Source organism: Ferdinandcohnia salidurans (genome assembly GCF_042680725.1).
Lineage (GTDB): Bacteria > Bacillota > Bacilli > Bacillales > Bacillaceae_L > Ferdinandcohnia > Ferdinandcohnia salidurans.
Genome location: NZ_JBHUEK010000025.1, coordinates 547,493 through 568,931, shown reverse-complemented (window position 1 = coordinate 568,931; position 21,439 = coordinate 547,493). Strand labels below are relative to the sequence as shown.

General features: G+C 40.3%; 19 protein-coding genes. 14 read left to right on the top strand and 5 right to left on the bottom strand.

Translation table 11 applies throughout. The features are described 5' to 3' along the window. Positions 1 to 5: 5 nt before the first annotated feature. On the top strand, positions 6 to 1,565 hold the full coding sequence (locus ACFSFW_RS17115) for a hypothetical protein (protein WP_388040038.1): 1,560 nt from the start codon (positions 6 to 8) through the stop codon (positions 1,563 to 1,565). Positions 1,566 to 1,664: 99 nt separating this feature from the next. Here the strand turns inward: ACFSFW_RS17115 and ACFSFW_RS17110 are convergent, their stop codons facing one another. Beyond that, complete coding sequence (locus ACFSFW_RS17110) at positions 1,665 to 2,357, bottom strand: RsfA family transcriptional regulator (protein ID WP_388040037.1); 693 nt, start codon at positions 2,355 to 2,357, stop codon at positions 1,665 to 1,667. A 485-nt stretch (positions 2,358 to 2,842) separates the two neighbouring features. Between ACFSFW_RS17110 and ACFSFW_RS17105 the strand changes: the two genes are divergently transcribed. From ACFSFW_RS17105 to ACFSFW_RS17095, 3 genes are all read left to right on the top strand, one after another. Then, positions 2,843 to 3,070, top strand: a complete 228-nt coding sequence (locus ACFSFW_RS17105; protein WP_099354657.1) for a YuzB family protein — start codon at positions 2,843 to 2,845, stop codon at positions 3,068 to 3,070. A 208-nt stretch (positions 3,071 to 3,278) separates the two neighbouring features. Beyond that, entirely contained in the window at positions 3,279 to 4,577 is a 1,299-nt protein-coding gene (locus tag ACFSFW_RS17100; protein ID WP_304213780.1) for an HD domain-containing protein, read from the top strand. A 41-nt stretch (positions 4,578 to 4,618) separates the two neighbouring features. Continuing rightward, positions 4,619 to 5,125 (top strand): YwgA family protein, encoded by a 507-nt coding sequence (locus ACFSFW_RS17095; protein ID WP_304213782.1) that lies wholly within the window; start codon positions 4,619 to 4,621, stop codon positions 5,123 to 5,125. Between the two features lie 41 nt (positions 5,126 to 5,166). On the opposite strand, the gene ACFSFW_RS17090 is transcribed toward ACFSFW_RS17095, so the two are convergent. Beyond that, positions 5,167 to 6,468, bottom strand: a complete 1,302-nt coding sequence (locus tag ACFSFW_RS17090; RefSeq protein ID WP_304213785.1) for an NCS2 family permease — start codon at positions 6,466 to 6,468, stop codon at positions 5,167 to 5,169. 254 nt (positions 6,469 to 6,722) lie between these two features. Between ACFSFW_RS17090 and ACFSFW_RS17085 the strand changes: the two genes are divergently transcribed. Beyond that, on the top strand, positions 6,723 to 7,283 hold the full coding sequence (locus ACFSFW_RS17085) for a DUF4256 domain-containing protein (RefSeq protein WP_388040034.1): 561 nt from the start codon (positions 6,723 to 6,725) through the stop codon (positions 7,281 to 7,283). Positions 7,284 to 7,340: 57 nt separating this feature from the next. Here ACFSFW_RS17085 and thmT read toward each other — a convergent pair whose 3' ends face one another. After that, positions 7,341 to 7,529: a 2-hydroxymuconate tautomerase gene (thmT, locus tag ACFSFW_RS17080; protein WP_388040032.1), complete on the bottom strand. Its 189-nt coding sequence runs from the start codon at positions 7,527 to 7,529 to the stop codon at positions 7,341 to 7,343. Positions 7,530 to 7,616: 87 nt separating this feature from the next. On the opposite strand from thmT, the gene ACFSFW_RS17075 reads away from it, so the two are divergent. Both ACFSFW_RS17075 and ACFSFW_RS17070 read left to right on the top strand, forming a co-directional pair. Next, the gene (locus ACFSFW_RS17075) at positions 7,617 to 8,297 is read left to right on the top strand and encodes a site-2 protease family protein (protein ID WP_304213791.1); all 681 of its coding nucleotides are present in this window, start codon (positions 7,617 to 7,619) and stop codon (positions 8,295 to 8,297) included. Between the two features lie 219 nt (positions 8,298 to 8,516). Continuing rightward, on the top strand, positions 8,517 to 9,026 hold the full coding sequence (locus ACFSFW_RS17070) for a YwhD family protein (protein ID WP_304213793.1): 510 nt from the start codon (positions 8,517 to 8,519) through the stop codon (positions 9,024 to 9,026). Positions 9,027 to 9,973: 947 nt separating this feature from the next. Here ACFSFW_RS17070 and ACFSFW_RS17065 read toward each other — a convergent pair. Next, positions 9,974 to 12,043, bottom strand: a complete 2,070-nt coding sequence (locus tag ACFSFW_RS17065; protein ID WP_388040029.1) for a transglycosylase domain-containing protein — start codon at positions 12,041 to 12,043, stop codon at positions 9,974 to 9,976. Positions 12,044 to 12,286: 243 nt separating this feature from the next. On the opposite strand from ACFSFW_RS17065, the gene speE reads away from it, so the two are divergent. The 6 genes from speE (at position 12,287) to ACFSFW_RS17035 (ending at position 17,365) form a co-directional block, all read left to right on the top strand. After that, positions 12,287 to 13,111, top strand: a complete 825-nt coding sequence (gene speE, locus ACFSFW_RS17060) for a spermidine synthase (protein WP_099360868.1) — start codon at positions 12,287 to 12,289, stop codon at positions 13,109 to 13,111. Between the two features lie 201 nt (positions 13,112 to 13,312). Continuing rightward, a complete protein-coding gene (gene speB / locus ACFSFW_RS17055; RefSeq protein WP_304213799.1) occupies positions 13,313 to 14,191 on the top strand; it encodes an agmatinase in 879 nt (292 codons plus the stop codon). A gap of 160 nt (positions 14,192 to 14,351) precedes the next feature. Further along, positions 14,352 to 14,729, top strand: a complete 378-nt coding sequence (locus tag ACFSFW_RS17050) for a cytochrome-c oxidase (protein WP_099360870.1) — start codon at positions 14,352 to 14,354, stop codon at positions 14,727 to 14,729. Between the two features lie 276 nt (positions 14,730 to 15,005). Then, complete coding sequence (locus ACFSFW_RS17045) at positions 15,006 to 15,437, top strand: YwiB family protein (protein WP_388040027.1); 432 nt, start codon at positions 15,006 to 15,008, stop codon at positions 15,435 to 15,437. Next, positions 15,438 to 17,108: an arginine--tRNA ligase gene (argS, locus tag ACFSFW_RS17040; protein WP_388040025.1), complete on the top strand. Its 1,671-nt coding sequence runs from the start codon at positions 15,438 to 15,440 to the stop codon at positions 17,106 to 17,108. 74 nt (positions 17,109 to 17,182) lie between these two features. Continuing rightward, entirely contained in the window at positions 17,183 to 17,365 is a 183-nt protein-coding gene (locus tag ACFSFW_RS17035) for a XapX domain-containing protein (protein WP_388040349.1), read from the top strand. A gap of 250 nt (positions 17,366 to 17,615) precedes the next feature. Here ACFSFW_RS17035 and cls read toward each other — a convergent pair whose 3' ends face one another. Then, complete coding sequence (cls, locus tag ACFSFW_RS17030; protein WP_304213805.1) at positions 17,616 to 18,818, bottom strand: cardiolipin synthase; 1,203 nt, start codon at positions 18,816 to 18,818, stop codon at positions 17,616 to 17,618. A gap of 315 nt (positions 18,819 to 19,133) precedes the next feature. On the opposite strand from cls, the gene ACFSFW_RS17025 reads away from it, so the two are divergent. Then, complete coding sequence (locus tag ACFSFW_RS17025; RefSeq protein ID WP_388040023.1) at positions 19,134 to 21,254, top strand: (Fe-S)-binding protein; 2,121 nt, start codon at positions 19,134 to 19,136, stop codon at positions 21,252 to 21,254. Positions 21,255 to 21,439: the final 185 nt, after the last annotated feature.

Genomic DNA, 21,439 nt, shown 5'->3' with positions numbered 1-21,439 from the left:
TGTTCATGAAAAATTGGTCGCTTTGGACAGGGTTAGTTCTACTCGGATTTATGATATTTATTAGCTTTGTTGGTCCACATTTACCTTTTATTGATGATACTGTTCCCGAACACCGTATGAGGTTTTATGATGGTGGTGAGATTGGAAGAGCACCTTTCCCGCCCTCTAAAGAAGATCCGTTAGGAACTGACCGTGAGGCTCGCGATATTTTGAGTATGATTGTTTTAGGTGCAAAGGATACGATAAAAATTATTGTATTCATCACATTGATTCGGTATATTATTGCAATTCCGATGGCATTCTTGGCTTCCACGAAAAAAGGTATTGCCTATATGGTGTCAAATGGATGGTATTCCTTATTTGGGAGTATCCCTACCATTTTTGCGGCGATTTTGCTTCTTGAAATTGTCCCAGTTGGAGACCTGGACAACGCTGTTTATTGGAAGGTGCTATTAATCGCACTTATCGAAGTGGGAAGGGTTAGTTATATTCTATCCCATGAAATATATGAGGTTTCGCAGAAAGAATTTGTCCAAGCGAGTGTGACCGTGGGAAGTACTCCCCTTCAGTTATCGGTCATGCATTATTTGCCATCCGTTTCCCAAAGTGTAGTTGTCAACTTTTTTAACGATTTAGCACGTGTGACATTGCTACTAGGACAGCTTGCATTGTTTCAATACTTTATTGAGCATGCGATTGACTATATTCCAGGTGGTGGGACTTTTCATGAGGATTCTGGATATAACTCTGTGACGGGATTGTTTGATTGGCCAGGGCTATTGTCAGCTGCCAGATATGAGGTTATGAAGGCCGTCTGGATTCCATTGTTTCCGGCGCTTGCTCTGACATTGCTGCTATTAACATTTCAATTCTTAAGTGAAGGGTTCAGGAAGTTATTTGCAAGACAATCATCTAGTGAGAAAAATCAAACGGTAAGACGTTTGGTTGAAAGAGTTGGAGAAGCGTTTGTTGCTAGTAAAATGGTAGGTGCTGTGACACTAATCGTGTTTGTGGTTGTCGTTGGAACAGTTATGATAACGGGTATTGAAAAAGAAACAACAGAAGTGACTGTACCTCTAGAGGAAGAGATTCAAGAGGTTGAACTTCCAGACTTTATCGCGGATGGAAGGTATGAAAGTGTAAACGGCCGATTTGTGCCTACAACAGAGGCGACGACACTTAAGGGTGGCCATTATGACAAGCTTTCATTTCTTGAGCAACATATGACAAAAATGTCAGAACGGGAATATGAAACAGATATGCTTGTCGTCTATTGCCGATCAATAGGTGCGGGACGTTGCGAACAGCCGAAATTTACATATAAGGAACCAGTTACTACAGTGGAAGAGGCATTTTACTTACTGCAAGAGCATTTGCCGACGGACGTTAACATATTCGAAACTAGAAAAACGAAAGATACATATGTTTATAATCTTTCTAGCAGTCTGATGGAGGAAAGTTATTCTGTTTCAGAACCTATGGGTATAGGCCATATAGCTGTGACTTTTCAAATAACACCAGAAAATACGATAATAGAAGCATTAGTTGAGTTAGGGCATAGGTAAGGGAATAGGGTCCATGTTTAAACCAATAAAGGCTTAGAGATTATAAAATCTCTAAGCCTTTTATTAAACCCGTTTTTTCAAACGATTGACCTGTTGGACTTATTCCGCCATTTTCTCCAAATTTCCATTGCGGTCCATTTTAAAGGACGTGGCTGGACGTTCTTCTTCTTCGAATAAGACTAGTTTTCTTGCACGGTTCATAATCTTCATTAATGTTTCGTAGTCTTCTTGAATATTGGCTGAGCTTTGCTCCAACTGGGCAATTTTCTTTTCGAGATCTTCATTTTTGCGAAGTATCTCATTCTTTTCTTTTTTCAATCTCTCATTCTCGGATTTCAGTGCCTCAATCCCGAGACTTGTGCTGCCCATAGATTGAAGATAAGAAATCACGGAATCAATCGTCAATTGTGGCCTAGAAGTCGAATACTGCGGTACTCGTGTTTCCTGACGAATACTTGTAGATTCAGATGGAAAGAGTGGTAACTCGTCCGCAAATTCTTCTAGACTTGGAGTTGGTGGTGTATACAAAAGTTGCTTTTTCACAGGTTGGTTTTTACCAAGTGCACGCTGGCGTTGTTTACGGTGTTTTTTCGCAAGTTGTAAATCCTTTTCATAGCTATGGCGAACAACCGCGTTCCAACGGAAACCACAAGCAGCTGAAGTACGGTTTAATTTGTCTCCAACCTCTTCGAATGCATTTAATTGTGTACTACCTTCTCTTACGTGTTTTAGAACAGTTTCAGCTAATAATAGATCATTTTCTTCTGTCCAAGCATCTTGTCTTTCTTTCATATTTATTCATCTCCCAATATAAATGTTTTAACTTTATTCAGCTTTAGTCCTCTACTAATATAGTGGTAGATGAGTGCAGTAAGAGTATATACTATTGTTTGTTCAAACTATGGCTGAATAAAGTTGAAGCCTTCGGCGTATGCCACAGATTTTCAAAGGTGTTTTTTCGCGCAAGCACGAAAAAATCTGGGCGCAAATACGCCAAGGCGTATTTGATATTTCCGTTAGGTTATTACTTATATTGGTCAATAGATTCGAACTTTATACCCTATTTGTAAAAGGATAGTAGACTTATTTATTTATATTTAAATATTCCAACTCGTACTTGTGGAGAATTTTTGAAAATTATCCCGTTCCCTTGCAATGGCTATGTTGAAAGGGTTAAAATACCATGTAGTGTTTTTAAAGTGAATCGTCATGCTAAGCATGATTGATCAAATAGATGAACGACTAGGAATTTACAAAATGAAGGGATTGTACGTAATATGGCAAACGAATTTCGCATCTGTGATGATTGCCAGGCAACCAATATTAAAACCTTAGTGCCACGCTTAAAGGAAGTAGATGGTGAGGCAACAATTGATATCCGCTGCCAATCATACTGTGGCCCTGGTAGAAAAAAATCATTCGCATTCGTTAACAACCGTCCGGTATCAGCTCCAACTGAAGACGAGTTGATTGAAAAAGTCATGAAGAAACTGAAAATGGACTAAAATCGCCTTTCTCTTCTAAGAGAAAAGGTGTTTTTTTATGCTCTTAAGCAGGGATTCCTAAAATCTACCTAGAAGTCCTAAAACATGTCGAAAAATTTTCCATCCATTGATATGACTTGGTTAGGGCGTTTTATGGAGAATTTTAGGTTTTTTTGTCAGTGATAAAAATATATAATAATAGCATGCCAGTATGGAAGAGGTTGAATACATGACAAATTCCAATGGGAAATTAAGTGAAGAAAAGGTGTTTAAGGACCCTGTACATAGGTATGTTCATGTTCAGGATAAAGTGATTTGGGAACTCGTCGCAACATCGGAGTTTCAAAGATTGCGCCGCATCCGCCAATTAGGTACAACCTATTTTACCTTCCACGGGGCGGAACATAGCCGTTTTAACCATTCATTAGGTGTGTATGAAATTGTCCGAAGAATTATCGATGATGTATTTCGTGAACGCCCCTTGTTAAATGACGAGGAGCGCTTATTATGCTTATGTGCAGCGCTACTTCACGATCTGGGTCACGGGCCATTCTCACATTCATTTGAAAAAGTATTTCATTATGATCATGAAGAATTTACACAAGCAATCATTGTTGGCGACACAGAAGTAAATCGTGTACTGAAACAAGTCGGGGATGATTTTCCGAAAAAGGTCGCCGAAGTAATTGCAAAAACATATAAAAATAAATTAGTCGTGAGTCTCATCTCCAGTCAAATTGATGCTGACCGTATGGATTATTTATTGCGAGATGCCTATTATACGGGTGTTAGCTACGGAAACTTTGACATGGAGCGGATTTTGCGCGTCATGAGACCGCAGGAAGACCAAGTTGTTTTTAAAAGCAGTGGGATGCATGCGGTTGAAGATTACATTATGAGCCGATATCAAATGTATTGGCAAGTGTATTTCCATCCAGTTACACGAAGCGCAGAGGTCATTTTAACAAAAATCCTCCATCGTGCTAAACATTTGTACAAGGAACACTACGAGTTTAAAACAGCCCCTGTCCATTTGAAATCCATTTTTGAAGAAAAATTGACATTACAGGATTATGTGAAACTAGATGAAGCTATTTTTACTTTCTATTTTCAGGTATGGCAGGATGAGGATGACGAAATTTTAAGTGACCTATGTCGTCGTTTTCTCAATCGCAATCTGTTTAAATATGCAGAGTTTGACCCTAGTGCACAAATGATGAAGATGATGGAGCTAAGAACTCTTTTTGAGGAAGCAGGGATTGATCCGACTTATTATTTAGTGGTCGATTCATCATCAGATTTGCCGTATGATTTTTACCGGCCGGGTGAGGAAGAGGAAAGACTTCCAATCAACTTGTTAATGCCAAATGGCGAGATTCGCGAATTATCAAGGCAGTCCGAAATTGTGGATGCCATTTCTGGAAAAAGGCGAACGGATCACAAGCTATATTTTCCACAAGATATGATTGAAAAATTGCCAAATGACTCTACAGTAAAACAGAAAATAAAAGATGTTTTAGATATATAAAAGGTATATTGGCTAATTTCGGATGAGGAGATGAAGGGGTTTTGTTAACAGAACATGCAAAGGTAATGAAGGCATTCGCTGCTGCAGGGGAAATCACGGGTCGAAAAAAGCTTCAAAAAATGATTTATATCGCGAAAAAAATTGATTATCCGTTTTACGAAAAGTACAACTTCCATTTTTACGGGCCATACTCAGAGGAGCTCACATTACGTGTGGAGGAGCTTTGCAATCTTGGATTTTTAGATGAGGTTAAAGAGAAAAAAGGTGGCTATTATCAGTATCGCTACGCATTGACTGAAAAAGGCGAGCAGTTTTTGGGACATTACCAATTGGACATGCCTCCACTTGATGACTGTATGCAAGCCTTAAATGAACAAAGTGCGCGCTTTTTAGAGTTAGTGTCTACTGTTTTATACTTTGAGGGACTTGAAAAGGAAGAAGTCAAAGAGAAGGTATTTACATTAAAAGCGAAGCAACGTTATACAGACGAGGAAGTCGAAGAAGCTTATCAATATATCGATTCTCTTCGCAATCAGGTAAAACATTAATAGAAAACTCGGCAGGTAAAATCTGCCGAGTTTTTTTGCATCTAATGCGGTAAAAAAGCAAGTTGGTAGAAAAACAATACGGCGAACAGATAAACAAGTGGATGCACGTCTCTCCATTTACCCATGACCACCTTCATAAGCGGGTAGGAGATAAAGCCTAATGCAATCCCTGTTGCAATGCTCGATGTGAGTGGCATGCTCAGAATAATCAAGAATGCCGGAAAGGCTTCATCAATCTCATTCCATCTGATTTGTGCAATGCTTCCCATCATAAGTGACCCAACAATAATTAAGGTTGGTGCTGTAATCGCAGCAATCCCAGAAACGGCACTCACCAATGGTCCGAAGAAGGCAGCTACTATAAATAAGATTGATACTGTTACTGTAGTGAGACCTGTTCGACCACCTGCAGCTACCCCAGTTGACGACTCAATATATGCACTTGTAGGACTTGTTCCAAACATGGCTCCAACCGTTGTACCAACCGAGTCCGCAAGAAGGGCTTGTCTAGCACGCGGCATGACATTTCCTTTCATTAACCCTGCCTGTTCAGCAACCCCAATCATCGTACCTGTCGTATCAAAGATTGTAACGAGTAGAAATGAAAAGACAACAGCGTAAAGTCCGTACTGAATGACATCGCCAATTGCAGCAAACGGATTTGCGATAATTAAACCTTCAGGTAGAGACGGTGCATTCACGAATCCTTCTTTAAACTCAAGTTGACCAGTAAAGTAAGCGATAAATGCCGTGATAATCATTCCGAAAAATAAAGCTCCATTTACTTTACGTGCCATCAGAATAAGGGTGATTGCTAATCCTGCCAGTGCTAAAAGAACCGATGGCGAGTGTAAATCACCTAATGTTACTAAATTTGTTGGGTGTGCCGTAATAATCCCTGTAAGACGAAGACCAATAAAGGCAATAAATAAACCAATTCCTGCTGTGATCCCATGCTTTAAGTTTGGTGGAATCGCCTCAATTAATTTTTCACGAAACGGGGTTAATGACAAAATCACAAAAATGATACCAGCCACAAATACGGCTGCAAATGCTGTTTGGTATGTGATGTTTTCATTTGCTCCTACAACTGAATAAGCAAAGAATGCATTTAATCCCATTCCAGGAGCTATCGCAATTGGATAATTTGCAAAAAGTGCCATCCATAGTGTTCCAACAACTGTTGCAATAATCGTGGCTAAAAATACTTGCTCAAAGGGAACGCCTGCATCTGATAAAATAACAGGGTTCACGACGACCACATATACCATTGTTAAAAAGGTCGTAATCCCTGCTAGAACTTCCTTTTTAACCGTTGTATTCAACTCTGATAATTTAAACATAATAGTTGTACCTCCAAAAGACGAACGATTTAAAAATCCTTTTCTATAATATTCGTTTTATACATAGACTGCAAGAGGAAATTGAAATTATCTTAGGTTAGTTTTCCCAGAATAGCCATTTGATGATGTGGAAAATCGTGGATTTTGACTGAGGCGTAAAATATGAATGGTTTTTCGCACTGCAAATAATAGCGATCTTGGGGTAAAATTAAGATAGGCTTACTAAAGGGACGAGTTATAAGGAGGAAATCAACATGGCAAAAAAGGAATTGTCACTAGAACAAGTTGAAGAATTGCTTAACACACTAAAAGAGCGATTTGAGAAAAATACGAACCGCCATAGCGATCTTGAATGGGCAAAGGTTCAAGCAAAGCTAGAAGCTAATACAGAAAAACTGTGGTCGTTAAACGAAATGGAAGCAACTGGCGGTGAACCGGATGTTGTTGGATATGATAAGGACACCGATGAGTATATTTTTTATGATTGTTCAGCAGAAAGCCCAAAAGGCCGTAGAAGTGTTTGTTACGACCGTGAAGCGCTGGAAGCCAGAAAAAAACATAAACCTGAAAATAGCGCTATGGATATGGCAACGGAAATGGGCATTGAACTTTTAACGGAAGAACAATATCGCGCATTGCAGGAGCTTGGCAATTTTGACTTGAAGACGTCGAGCTGGGTGCAGACACCTGCTGCTATTCGAAAACTGGGTGGGGCTATTTTTTGTGATTGTCGCTATGACACTGTTTTTACGTACCACAATGGAGCAGATTCTTACTATGGAGCTAGAGGCTTCCGTGGCTCATTAAGAGTTTAATTTTTACATAATCCAAAATAAAACCCGTGGCTTATTCACCACGGGTTTTTAAACACTCTATTCTTGATCGCTTAAACGTTTGCCGCCTACGGCATAATGATTTTTTGTCATTTCCTCAATGAAAACAACGACTTTATCATCTGGAGCCCCTGTTGTTTCAGATACCGCTGTTGTTACTTTTTCAACGAGCGCCTTTTTTTGTTCTTCAGTGCGTCCTTCTAGCATTTTTACTGTTACGTATGGCACAATGAATCTCTCCAATCATTCTTTTATATCATCATAAGAGTATTGTATACTGAAAATAACAACTTTTCTATAAAAAGGAGAAATTTGGTGGAACAATTAAGTGGTTTTTTAGCATTTGATTTATCTTTGATTCCATATGTGGTGATCACATTACTAGTGGCATTTACGGTGCATGAGTTTGCTCATGCGTATGTGGCCTATAAGTTTGGTGATGACACAGCAAAGCGGCAGGGGAGATTGACCTTAAATCCGATTGCTCATTTAGATCCTTTTGGGACGATTCTGATTTTCATAGCAGGGTTTGGGTGGGCTCGGCCTGTACCTGTCAATCGATTTCATTTTAAACGGCCAAGGCTTGCGGGGATTCTTGTTTCCGTCGCTGGACCACTGAGTAACCTGCTTGTAGCGGCACTTGCTTTACTTATTTACATCATCTTTATTCGTGTTGGTGTATTCGCAGCAATCCCTGAAGCAGTTGGAGAAGGGTTTGAAACATTCTTTAACCTGTTTGTACGGTTGAACATTGTACTGTTTATTTTTAACTTATTACCGTTTCCTCCGCTTGATGGATATCGCATCATTGAAGACCTTGTGCCAGCTCGCATTCGCCCAAAATTGACGCAGTATGAGGGCCTTGGGATTGTGCTGTTTTTAGTTCTGGTCATTACACCAGTTGGGGACCGATTTTTATACCCGTTACTTACGAATGGGGTATATGCCATCACGGATATACTGGTCATGATCTTCAGACCGATTCTTCAATTATAAAATTAGACACTCATATGGTAAAATAGTTGGTAATGAATAGAAAAATTTGAGTTCTAAGGGAGGGTGAAAAGGACCAAGAATTTCAAGGCGGCGCAGCTTTGAGTACCGGAGCGTATGCAGTTAATACGTGAGGAACGGAGAAGCAAGCCAACACAGAAATTCGATGCGTCATTTTTGTCCGACTTTTAGAACATCCTCTAGTGGAAAGGTGGATGTAAGGTGGATCAAAATAAGAAAAAAGTGGCCTTTAATATCATTAAAAATGATCCAACTGACGGGCATAAAGGATATGGAATTGGGGCGCTAAGCCTCGAAAATATCTCACCCGTATTTGTTGATATAGACGCTGAAGATGTATTCGTTGATGTCGGTGCAATGCATGCACGAAGTGTGGTTGAAAAAGGGATAAAATTTCTGCCGAATAAAGAAGATGTTCCTAATGGGAAACCATATTGGCTTGTATGGGTAACGATTGATCGCAGGGAAGAGGGCCCATATTATGCGGGCGTGACAGCTTGTGAAATGACTGTTGACCGCTCGATTCGTCGTGGCTATAAATCCTTACCAGAGCACGTAAACAGAATGGATAAGTCATTAAAACGCCATATCATGGTCGATTTTATGGACGACAAATCAAAGAAGCTACTGGCAGATTTCTTAATTAACCACAATAAAGAAATTTGGGATAACTCAAGTGATGAGTTAAAAGAGGGGCTTAAGGTCAAATAAAGCTGGTTCTTATGTAAATTAAGAAAACAATAAAAGCGAAACCCCCAGGCTGTGTAGGTCCTGGGGGTTTCTATGTCCTAGTTTCAATGTGTGTACATTGTAAATTTAGTGTACTTTATTTTATTAAAAAAGCTCAAGCTTTAGTCCGTTTGTTCACTAAAATGTCACAATTACAGACGATGATTCGAGTAAAGAAGTTCGTGTCAGACATCGAGCTATTGTTGAAAGAGGTCAGAATTTGAAACTGATTTTGTTCGGACAGAGAACAGTCAATCTCAGCGATTAGAGTCGGAATCCGGCACTTATTTTGACAGAGGACGGTTAAACCAAGTGAACAGAGTCCGAATCCGGCACTTATTCAGACAGAGAACGGTTAAACCGAGCGATTAGAGTCCGAATCCAGCACTTATTCGGACAAAGAACGGTTAAACCAAGTGAACAGAGTCGGAATCCAGCACTTATTTTGACAGAGAACGGTTAAACCAAGTGAACAGAGTCGGAATCCAGCACTTATTTTGACAAAGAACGGCCAAAACCAGAACAGAGTCCAAATCCGACTCTAATTCAGACAGAGGACGGTCAAACCAAGTGAACAGAGTCGGAATCCAGCACTTATTCAGACAGAGAACAGTCAAACTCAGTGAACAGAGTCCGAATCCGACACTTATTCAGACAGAGAACAGTCAAACCAAGTGAACAGAGTCGGAATCCAGCACTTATTTTGACAAAGAACGGCCAAAACTAGCGATTAGAGTCCGAATCCGTCTCTAATTCAGACAGAGACCGGTTAAACCAGGCGACCAGAGTCCGAATCAAGCTCTAATTCAGACAGAGAACGGTCAACCCAAGTAATAAGAGTCGGAATCCGACCTTTCCCCAAAAAATCAGCAAGGTTCGTTCTGTTCAAATCTATACGTTTAGGCAGATGTGCATTTAAGCATGTCGTATTAAAACCAATCAAAGATTCGCTTAAAGAAGCCTTTGTCTTCTTTTTCTTCGTCCTTCTTTGGATTCTCTTTCTTTACGTCGTCCGTATTTTTCGAACAATATTCAGTTGGCTCAGTTCCTGCTTTATAGTAAGTAAGCCTTGAAATAGGGCAATCCTTTGTCGGAAGCAAACCTGTTTCTGGATTGACATATACTCCAACAACTCCTTCAGTCGGTTTGAATGGTGTTGGCGCAATGTCCTGATGCGCTTCTTCCATGAACCCTGCCCAAATATTCTTTGCATACTGTTTTTCTGCAACGATTGTCATTGGTTCATTATCGTCATAGCCGGTCCAAATACCAGCTACGAGCTGCGGTGAGTATCCAATCATCCAGTTATCGGTGTCAGTAGAACCTGATTTTGCAGCGTAAAATCTGGTCAACTTATCGCTAATCGTAGATCCTGTAACGGCTGTATAATCATTTAATTTTTCATCAAACATACCAGTCATTAACTGTGTTGTCACAAAAGCGAGATCCTCATCAAGCACTTGTTTTGGCTTTGTGGTATTTTCATAAATGACTTCACCCTTGTAATTTTCAACTCTAGTAATAAAAACTGGCTTATGTTGTTTTCCACCATTATTAATGGTTGCGTAGGCGTTGACCATTTCGATTACACTAACGCCAGACGTCCCTAAAGCAAGGGAAGGAACATCCTTAAGTTTACTTGTGATTCCAAGCTTTTTCGCAGTATCGATGAGTTCTCCATCATCAAGAAAGAGATGGGTTTTCACAGCGTACACATTGTCGGAAAGGGCAATTGCCTGAGCTAACGTAATCGAGTCGTTCGCATAGTAATTTTTATAATTACGTGGTGTGTATGTTGAGCGATTGTCGTCGTATGAGAAAGTCGTCAGTTCACTTCGAATTTGCGTCGATGGTGTGTAGCCTTTTTCAAGGGCTGCATAGTATAAAAATGGCTTAAAGGTCGAACCGGGCTGACGTTTTGCCTGTGTTGCCCGATTAAAAGGGCTTTCCTCGTAATCTCGTCCGCCAATGAGTGCACGTACTTCACCATTTTTCGGTTCCATCGCGACAAATCCAAGCTGAATTTTAGATTCTTCGTTAATAAAGTTCTTCGCTTTTTCCTCTGCAATTTCTTGAAGCTTTGGGTTAAGTGTGGTGTAGACACGTAAACCCTCCGTTTCAATCGTTTGTTGGTCAAGCTTTAGTTTTGTTTGGAGCTCCTTTTTTACAGCATCCTGGAAATAGGGGGCAATGTCTTCACGCCCGACCATTTTGTTGCCTGTAAAGGTTAGTTCCTCAGCATGTGCTTGTTCAGCGGTCTTTTTTGAAATAAAGCCATTCTCGACCATTGAAAGAAGGATGACTTTTTGGCGCTGTTTTGCTTTTTCCTCGTTTACTAATGGGGAGTAATGAGTTGGCCCCTTTGGCACTCCTGCAAGCATGGAGGCTTCCGCAAGCGTCAGCTCGCCTGCTCTTTTTCCATAATAATAATTAGCAGCTGCTTCAATTCCATAGACGCCATGTCCGTAATAGATTGTATTTAAATAACCTTCGAGAATTTCTTTTTTTGAATAATTAAGTTCTAGACGAATGGTGTACAGGGCCTCAGTGAGTTTTCGATTCCATGTCTTTTCATGCTCTAAAAATAGGTTTCTGGCATATTGCTGGGTAATCGTACTCGCCCCTTGCACCTTTGCCATCGCTTTAATGTCGGCGATAATTGCACCGCCAATTCGCTTATAGTCAAACCCATGATGGTCAAAAAAGTTCCGATCTTCAATGGAAACGGTGGCATCAACAATGGATTCAGACATATCGTCGAGAGACACCCAATAGCGAGTCTCACCTTGATGACGTTCTTCCCCGATTAACGTTCCATCCTCTGCGTAGAATAAGGTGGATAAAGGAACTGCAAGAGGAGGTGCCCCCTGTGTCTTTGCATAGGCAAGCACACCCAATATCCCGACGGCAACTAGGGTACAGCAAATTAAGCCAATGAATAAAAGGGCTCGCATAATTTTAATAGCTGTTTTTATCCGATCATTTGTAATAAGCTCCACAGAGTTCACCTCTCTCTTTTTCTATTTGAAAGCTTCATATAGAGCCATTTTCGTAGGCATATATCAATCAGTATGAAAAGTTTTCTGCCTTTTTAAACATTTATTTGCTAAAAGATGAAAAATTTTCTTGCATTTTCGGGTAGTTGCCTTATACTTTTTGAAGTTGACATCGATTTTTTTAAGGGAATAGGGAACGATAAGGGAATAAATCCCTAAGTTATTCAATGAAAGGATGTTATGAAAATGGAATTATGGTTTACGGAGAAACAAACAAAAAGCTTTGGTATCACAGCAAAAATTAAACAAACCTTACATACAGAACAAACAGAGTTTCAAAAGCTCGATATGATAGAAACTGAGGAATTCGGTAACATGCTCGTTCTTGATGGGATGGTTATGACGACTCAAGTGGACGAATTCGTCTATCACGAAATGGTGGCACACGTGCCGTTATTCACTCACCCAAATCCTGAAAACGTCCTTGTTGTAGGTGGCGGTGATGGCGGTGTAATCCGTGAAGTGTTAAAGCACCCTAGTGTGAAAAAAGCAACTTTAGTTGATATTGATGGAAAAGTAATTGAGTACTCAAAGAAATACCTTCCTGAAATTGCAGGGAAGCTTGAAGACCCACGTGTCGATGTGAAGGTTGATGATGGTTTCTTGCATATAGCGAACAGTGAAAATGAGTATGATGTTATTTTGGTTGACTCTACTGAGCCTGTGGGTCCAGCGGTAAACCTGTTCACAAAAGGCTTTTATGCAGGGATTTCAAAAGCGTTAAAAGAAGACGGTGTATTTGTCGCGCAAACGGACAACCCTTGGTTTACACCAGACTTAATCCGCAACGTGCAGCGTGATGTGAAGGAAATCTTCCCAATCACACGTCTTTATATTGCGAACATCCCAACTTACCCAAGTGGTCTATGGACATTCACGATCGGTTCGAAAAAATATGATCCTTTAGAAGTAAGTGAAGACCGCTTCCATGAAATTGAAACAAAATATTACACAAAAGAACTCCACAAAGCAGCATTTGTATTGCCTAAATTTGTTGCGGATTTAATTTAATTCAGTATAAGGTGGTAATTAACACACTGATTTTTGTGGAGAACTGCAATCTGCAAAAAAGATAATAACCTACTGAATTAAATTAAAAGCCTCCGGCGGATGCCACAGATTTTCAAAGGTAGTTTTTCGAGCATGCTCGAAAAAATCTGGGCGCAAATACGCCAAGGCGTATTTGATTTTATAATAATTGGGGGATTTTCGATGAGATTTGATGAAGCTTATTCAGGAAATGTATTTATCAAAAGCCATCCGAATTTTGAAGAGAGCGAAGCCGTCATCTACGGAATGCCAATGGATTGGACAGTCAGCTACCGTCCAGGCTCACGTTTTGGCCCGAGCCGAATTCGCGAGGTGTCGATTGGACTTGAGGAATACAGTCCGTATCTCGATAAAGAACTAGAAGAAGTGAAATATTATGATGCCGGTGATATTCCATTGCCTTTCGGAAATCCGCAGCGCAGTATTGATATGATTGAAGACTTTGTTGATCAGGTACTTGCAGCTGGAAAATATCCACTTGGTATGGGCGGCGAGCATCTCGTTTCTTGGCCAGTCATGAAGGCTGTCTATAAAAAGTATCCAGATCTTGCGATTATTCATATGGATGCCCATACTGATTTACGTGAGAATTACGAGGGAGAGGCACTTTCCCACTCCACACCCATTCGTAAAATTGCAGAATTAATCGGACCAGAGAATGTGTATTCATTTGGAATTCGTTCAGGGATGAAGGAAGAGTTTCAATGGGCAAAGGAAAACGGCATGCACATTTCAAAATTTGAAGTGCTTGAGCCACTTAAAAAGATTCTTCCGAAGTTAGCGGGTCGTCCTGTATATGTGACCATTGACATTGATGTATTGGATCCAGCACATGCACCAGGTACAGGTACAGTGGATGCAGGAGGAATTACATCTAAAGAGTTATTAGGTGCGATTCATGAGATTGCAAAATCAGATGTTCGTGTCGTTGGTTCAGACTTGGTAGAGGTTGCACCAATTTATGATGTGTCTGAACAAACAGCGAATACAGCAAGTAAACTAATTCGCGAAATGATTTTAGGGTGGATACAGAAAAAGTAAATACTCGTGTTAGAAAGCTTGGGCCTTGTGGCTCAGGCTTTTTTTCTTTTTTTCAAACCATAGTCCTGTAAAAATAAATTTTAACTATTATGACAATTCTTTCTAACTAGATGAATATACTACATTTGAACTACATTTTACCTATTAAAGGGGGAGTTCGATGGTCGGGGTTCGCTTTTTGAAAATGGCCGCATTGTATTTTGTGATTGGTGTTCTCATTGGGATGGGCATGTCGATGTCACACAATTACACACTAACAGGGGTCCATGTTCATATTAACTTATTAGGCTGGGCATCTATGGGGCTTGCAGGCATTGTTTACTATTTATTCCCGCAGGCAGGAGAATCCAAGCTTGGAAAGATTCATTTTTGGCTTCATAATATTGGTTTACCGGTTATGATGATAGGACTCACGATGTTAATGCTCGGAAATGCTGCGGTTGAGCCTGCAATTGCGGTCGGTGGCACGGTGACAACCCTCGCGATTATCCTGTTTGCAATCAATATTTTCTTGAACGTTAAAGTCACAAAGCAATAATAGCTGAATAATACAAACTGCTAACTCGGCTTAGGTCGAGTTTTCTTTTTTAATTTGAAATCCCATTACAAAATACCGTATACTAGTAAAGTTAATGACTTAAAATACGTGTTCAAAAGGAGGTTGAAAAGGACCGAGAATTTCAAGGCGGCGCAGCTTTGAGTACCGGAGCGTATGCAGTTAATACGTGAGGAACGGAGAAGCAAGACAACGCAGAAATTCGATGTGTCATTTTCGGCCGAGTTTTTGAACATCCTCATATAGGGATGTGTGGAAATGAGTCAAGCAGGAGTACCTATTGATCTCAAATTTGTAACGGAAATTAAGGATGGACCGCGAAAAGAAAATGTTGCTTTTGACGCAAATGGTCTATACTACATAAAAGGCGACAATACATATTTGCAATTTGACGAAAAGCAAGAAACAGGTACGGTTAAAACGGTTGTTAAAATCTCGGAAAAAGAGGTTCTCATCCTTCGTTCGGGACAGGTGAAAATGCGTCAGGTCTACCGAAAAAATGCAATCACCAATGGTTCATTCCAAAACCAGCATGGAACCTTTGACCTCACTGCAAAAACAAATAATATCGAATACAAATGGTACAAAAACTCTCGTAAAGGGACGTTATTTTTAGCATATGAGCTTTCACTACATGGTGAAGTGTCTGGATTACATAAAATAACCATTACATTTAAGGAGCGAAACTAGATGAATGTTGTTGATCAAGTAAAAGAACGCTTGAAAGCGGAAATTAAGGACTCAGTTGTAAAAGCTGGACTAGCAACAGAAGACCAGATCCCAGAAGTTGTGTTGGAGCTTCCAAAGGATAAAGCGCACGGGGACTATGCGACAAACATGGCAATGCAACTTGCACGTGTGGCAAAAAAGGCACCTCGTATGATTGCAGAAGAGATCGTAGCTAACTTTGATAAATCAAAAGCATCAATCGAAAAAATTGAAATCGCAGGACCTGGCTTCATCAATTTTTATATGAATAATTCATACTTAACAGATCTTATCCCGACCATTTTAACAGCGGGTGAGGCGTACGGTGAAACAACTGTTGGCAACAAGCAAAAAGTTCAGGTGGAGTTTGTTTCAGCAAACCCAACAGGTGACCTTCACCTTGGACATGCTCGTGGTGCAGCGGTTGGTGATTCTTTAAGTAATATTTTACAAAAAGCGGGTTATGAAGTGTCCCGTGAGTACTATATCAATGATGCTGGGAACCAAATTAATAACCTTGCAAAATCTGTTGAGGCACGCTATCTTCAAGCGCTAGGTCAAGAGGCGGAAATGCCAGAAGATGGCTATCATGGCCAAGATATTGTGGGCATTGGAAAGCGACTTGCAGAAGAGTTTGGCGATAAATATGTCTCGATGGACGAAAAAGAACGGTTTGCCTTTTTCCGTGAATATGGTTTGAAATACGAGATGGAAAAGCTTCAAAAGGATCTAGAGGAATATCGCGTTCGTTTTGATGTTTGGTATTCAGAGACGTCTCTATACAATAACGGAAAAATTGACCGTGCACTTGAAGCGATTCGTAATGCAGGTCATATTTATGAAGAAGACGGTGCAACTTGGTTCCGTTCAACAACATTCGGCGATGACAAAGACCGTGTTTTAATTAAAAATGATGGTTCTTATACGTATTTAACTCCTGATATCGCGTACCATCAGGACAAGCTCGAGCGTGGCTTTGAAAAGCTTATTAATGTGTGGGGAGCAGACCATCACGGCTATATCCCTCGGATGAAGGCGGCGATTCAAGCACTAGGCTATGATAAGGACACACTTGAGGTTGAAATCATTCAGCTTGTTCACCTATTTAAAGATGGTGAAAAAATGAAGATGAGTAAGCGTACCGGAAAAGCTGTTACAATGCGTGAACTGACAGAAGAGGTTGGCTTAGATGCCGTTCGATACTTCTTTGCAATGAGAAGCTCAGACACTCATCTAGATTTTGACCTTGATTTAGCAGTGTCTCAATCTAACGAGAACCCTGTGTACTATGCGCAATATGCACATGCACGTATTTGCAGTATGCTACGCTCTGGCGATGAGATGAATATTGCCTTAGACGGTGATTATGCACTTGACTATATCAATTCTGAAAAAGAAGTTGACCTATTGAAAAAGCTTGGGGAATTCCCTGCAGCGGTAACAGAAGCAGCAGAAAAACGAATTCCACATCGCATCACGAACTATATTAATGAACTAGCAGCTGCGCTTCATAGCTTCTACAATGCAGAGAAGGTGCTTGATCAAGACAATCTTGAAAAAACGAAAGCACGTCTTGCGTTAATGAAAGCTGTTCAAATCACATTGCAAAATTCATTAAAACTAATCGGTGTATCTGCACCTGAAAAAATGTAATCTATATACAAGAGGCCCTTACGTTGAGTAGAGGGCCTTTTTAACGGGAATAATGAAGGAAAAAGGGAGGATACATACATGAAAGAGGTTATCTAGCACTCTTAACAGGCATCGTTGTCGGATTTATTTTTGCATTATTAAAACTGCCAATCCCCGCGCCACCAGCACTCGCAGGGGTGACTGGAATCGTTGGGGTTTATTTAGGATTTAAACTATTCCAATGGTTAGCGCCAATGATTCAATTTGGACCAAAATAACAGGCACCCTTTGTGGGTGCCTGATTTGTTAGTGGCAGTATTTTTCGATTAGTGGCAGTAATTCTGAAATAGTGGCAGTATTTTGGGATACTGGCAGAATATTGGATACCGAGAGAAAATCGGCTAGTGACAGTATTTATCAGATAGTGATAGTAAATTTGGAATAGTGACAGTATTTCTCGGTTAGTGACAGTATTTTAGAAATAGTGACAGTATTCAGCACCAAGGTGACTATTCCGCACTCATCCCCCTATAAAAAGTGCGAAAACCACGTGGCGATTTTAATCTTAAACTTATTTTCCGCCTTCAGCTCTTCGATTCGATCACGGGTGAGCTCATTTGATGTTTTAAAATCCTCTTCCACCATCTTTTTGACCGCTTGAATCACTTCTTTGTCATAAATATAGCAATTAATTTCATAGTTGGAGTAAAGACTTCTTTTATCAAAATTGGCCGTACCGATATCGCAAAGCTTGTCATCAATGCAAATGACTTTTGCGTGATAAAATCCCTTAGTGTACATATGAAACTGAATGCCAAGCTTTGAGAGCTCGTCCATATATGGAATGGCGGCCTGTTTGACCAAGGGGTGATCCGGCTTTTTCGGTAAAAGAATATGAATTCGAACATTTCGTTTTGCGGCATTTTTTAATTCTTCTTTGAGTTGTTCGCTTGGTACAAAATAAGGGGAGCCAATGATGATCTCTTGTTCAGCTTGTTTGATCATACTAAGAAAACCATCTTCGAGATAAGCTCCATTGGTCGGTATGAGCTTCGTTTGCGATTTGCCTTTAGGGAGCTGCGGGAAATACACGTCACGATTTGCAACGGCTTCCTTAGTGGAGTCATACCAGTCCTCTAAAAACTGCGATTGTAAGTCTGTGACTCCTTCGCCGGTCAACTTCAAATGATAATCCCGCCAGAACCCGAATTTAGGATCTTCCCCAAGATATTCTTTTCCGATATTGAAACCGCCAATATAACCTATTTTTCCATCAATGACGGAAATCTTTCGATGATTACGTGCATTAAGCTTATAAAAATAGTACGGAAAGTTTGGCTTGTTGCTATAGGCAAACGAAACGCCTGAGCGCGACAAGTCTTTTTCCATTTCCTTTGTGACATTGTAACTGCCCACCCAATCCACTAACAAACGTACTTTAACACCTTGCTCTGCTTTTTGCTTAACAAGAGAGACAAATTCCTTGCTGAAGTCGTCATCCTTCAAGATGTAAAATTGGACATGGACATGGTCAGTTGCATTTTGAATGTCTGTAAATAAATCGTTGAAGAGTGTTTCTCCTGTTGAATAAAGAGAAATGTTGCTATCGCGTAGAGGGAACTCCTCATCCACTTGTTTTTTTAGGTGACTTTTTCTTCCGAGACTGTAATCAAGACGGAGTAACAGTAATAGAATAATGATAATAAGGACAATCCAGAAGATAGCTCGCAAATATACCCCTCCTATGATGAGGTTGTGCTTTATGGCGTTCACTTAGTTTATACGAAAGTTGGATTGATTATTTAAGGTTTTTAAAGAAAAAGTTGTTGACTGAATGCTCATTCATTATATAATGGAGATACGAACAATATATTCAGAATTTTAACTCCATTCAGCAGGGCAAGCCTGCCTGAATAGAGTTAAGCCTCCGGCGGATGCCTCAGATTTTTTAGCGGAAATATATCGAGCAAACTCGATAAAAATCTGGGCGCAAATTCCCAAGGTGAATTTGATTTAGTTTAGTAAATTTTAGAAAGGGGTTAAAAAGTGAATATCCTCTTAGTTATTAATCTTCTTGCATTCTTATCTGTAACCGCTTACGCCATTTATCTTTTCGTTTATCTAATCAAGACAAGGATTGCCTATATCAAGCTTGGCAAAAAGGTCGAATTTGATGGAGAAGTAAAGGAGCGCCTTCAGCGGATTTGGGTCAACGTGTTTGGGCAGAAAAAACTTTTAAAAGATAAAAAGAGTGGAATCATCCATGTGATGTTCTTTTATGGGTTTATTCTTGTCCAATTTGGAGCGATTGATTTTATTTGGAAGGGCCTAAAACCAGGGTCACATCTTCCACTTGGACCTTTGTATCCGGGCTTTACCTTTTTCCAAGAGATTGTCACCTTTATGATCTTAGTTGCAGTCGTTTGGGCTTTTCATCGCCGTTATGTGGAAAAGCTTGTGCGATTGAAAAGGGGCTTTAAATCAGGACTCGTTTTATTATTTATTGGTGGTTTAATGCTTTCTGTTTTAGTAGGAAACGGTGCTGGAATTGTATGGCATGGCCATCAAGCAACTTGGACCGAGCCTATTGCATCCGTAATCTCACTTGCTTTAGGCGGGCTTAATGAAACAGCTGCCATTGTGATTTTTTATGTTGCTTGGTGGATTCACTTGATCTTCCTGTTAAGCTTCTTAGTTTATGTGCCACAATCAAAGCACGCGCATTTAATTGCCGGGCCTGCAAATGTGTATTTAAGCAGACAAACAAGCCCAGGGAAGCTTGAGAAAATTGATTTTGAGGATGAAACACAAGAAACGTTTGGTGTTGGGAAAATCGAAGACTTTAAGCAAACACAGTTAGTCGACCTTTATGCATGTGTGGAATGTGGACGCTGTACAAATATGTGTCCGGCAACAGGCACTGGAAAAATGCTTTCGCCAATGGATTTAATTGTGAAATTGCGTGATCACTTAACGGAAACAGGTGCTGTTGTAACGTCACAGGTTCCGTGGGTTCCAGCAGTGGCATTCAGTCATACAAAGGGAAATCAGCTGGCACTGGCTTCAGCAAGCCAAGGTGCGAATGAATCAGCTGCAACGTCAGAATTAGCATACAATCCAAGCTTAATTGGGGATGTCATTACTGAAGAAGAGATTTGGGCTTGTACAACTTGCCGTAACTGTGAAGATCAATGTCCAGTAATGAACGAGCACGTTGATAAAATTATTGATTTACGTCGTTATCTTGTTCTAACAGAAGGTAAAATGGATGCGGATGCTCAACGTGCGATGACGAATATTGAGCGCCAAGGAAATCCATGGGGACTCAATCGTAAGGAAAAAGAAAATTGGCGTGAAGTTCGTGATGATGTTCATGTACCAACTGTAAAAGAAATGAAAAAAGCCGGCGAAGAGTTCGAATACTTATTCTGGGTTGGCTCAATGGGTGCATTCGATAACCGAAGCCAAAAAATAGCTCTTTCTTTTGCGAAGCTTATGAATGAGGCTGGCGTGAAATTTGCAATCCTTGGAAACAAGGAAAAGAACTCAGGTGACACACCGCGTCGTCTCGGAAATGAATTCCTATTCCAAGAGCTTGCGACAAACAATATTGCTGAATTTGAAAAGGCAGAAGTGAAGAAGATTGTCACAATCGACCCACATGCCTACAATATTTTCAAAAATGAGTATCCAGATATGGGGCTTGAAGACGTCGAGGTTGTCCATCATACTGAGCTATTGTATGACCTTGTAAAAGAGGGAAGATTGGTTCCGAAGCATGCTGTAAATGAAGTGATTACATGGCATGATTCCTGTTATTTAGGCCGATACAATGATGTGTATGACCCACCTCGCGAAATTTTAAAACAAATTCCAGGGGTTCAGTTGGTTGAAATGGAACGTAACCGTGAAAAGGGAATGTGCTGTGGAGCTGGCGGAGGCCTCATGTGGATGGAAGAGGATACAGGAACGCGCATTAACGTAGCAAGAACAGAGCAAGCGATTGCGGTAAGTCCTACAACGATTGGTTCTGGCTGCCCGTACTGCTTAACAATGCTAAGCGATGGTACAAAGGCGAAGGAAGTCGAAGAGCAAATTGGCACATATGATATCGCTGAAATTCTTGAAAGATCCGTTGTTGGTGATCAAAAAGAAATTGCATCTTAATGGTAATATATGATTTATCTTCCATCTATAATGTTGTAAAATAGCAATATAGGAAACATTTCATTTATTCGTAATAGATTAACAGATAAAGAGAGGTGTACATTGGTACGCCTCCTTCTTTCAGACAAGGTTGAGCGAGCGTTCAGTCGAAAAAATGTAAGCGGTTTCGATTTTAGGTTAGGTCG

Bases quoted from the DNA above. Each gene is read 5' to 3' on its own strand.
- ACFSFW_RS17115 (WP_388040038.1), top strand. From the start codon at position 6: ATGAAAAATTGGTCGCTTTGGACAGGGTTAGTTCTACTCGGATTTATG.
- ACFSFW_RS17110 (WP_388040037.1), bottom strand. From the start codon at position 2,357: ATGAAAGAAAGACAAGATGCTTGGACAGAAGAAAATGATCTATTATTA.
- ACFSFW_RS17105 (WP_099354657.1), top strand. From the start codon at position 2,843: ATGGCAAACGAATTTCGCATCTGTGATGATTGCCAGGCAACCAATATT.
- ACFSFW_RS17100 (WP_304213780.1), top strand. From the start codon at position 3,279: ATGACAAATTCCAATGGGAAATTAAGTGAAGAAAAGGTGTTTAAGGAC.
- ACFSFW_RS17090 (WP_304213785.1), bottom strand. From the start codon at position 6,468: ATGTTTAAATTATCAGAGTTGAATACAACGGTTAAAAAGGAAGTTCTA.
- ACFSFW_RS17085 (WP_388040034.1), top strand. From the start codon at position 6,723: ATGGCAAAAAAGGAATTGTCACTAGAACAAGTTGAAGAATTGCTTAAC.
- speE (WP_099360868.1), top strand. From the start codon at position 12,287: ATGGAATTATGGTTTACGGAGAAACAAACAAAAAGCTTTGGTATCACA.
- speB (WP_304213799.1), top strand. From the start codon at position 13,313: ATGAGATTTGATGAAGCTTATTCAGGAAATGTATTTATCAAAAGCCAT.
- ACFSFW_RS17050 (WP_099360870.1), top strand. From the start codon at position 14,352: ATGGTCGGGGTTCGCTTTTTGAAAATGGCCGCATTGTATTTTGTGATT.
- ACFSFW_RS17045 (WP_388040027.1), top strand. From the start codon at position 15,006: ATGAGTCAAGCAGGAGTACCTATTGATCTCAAATTTGTAACGGAAATT.
- argS (WP_388040025.1), top strand. From the start codon at position 15,438: ATGAATGTTGTTGATCAAGTAAAAGAACGCTTGAAAGCGGAAATTAAG.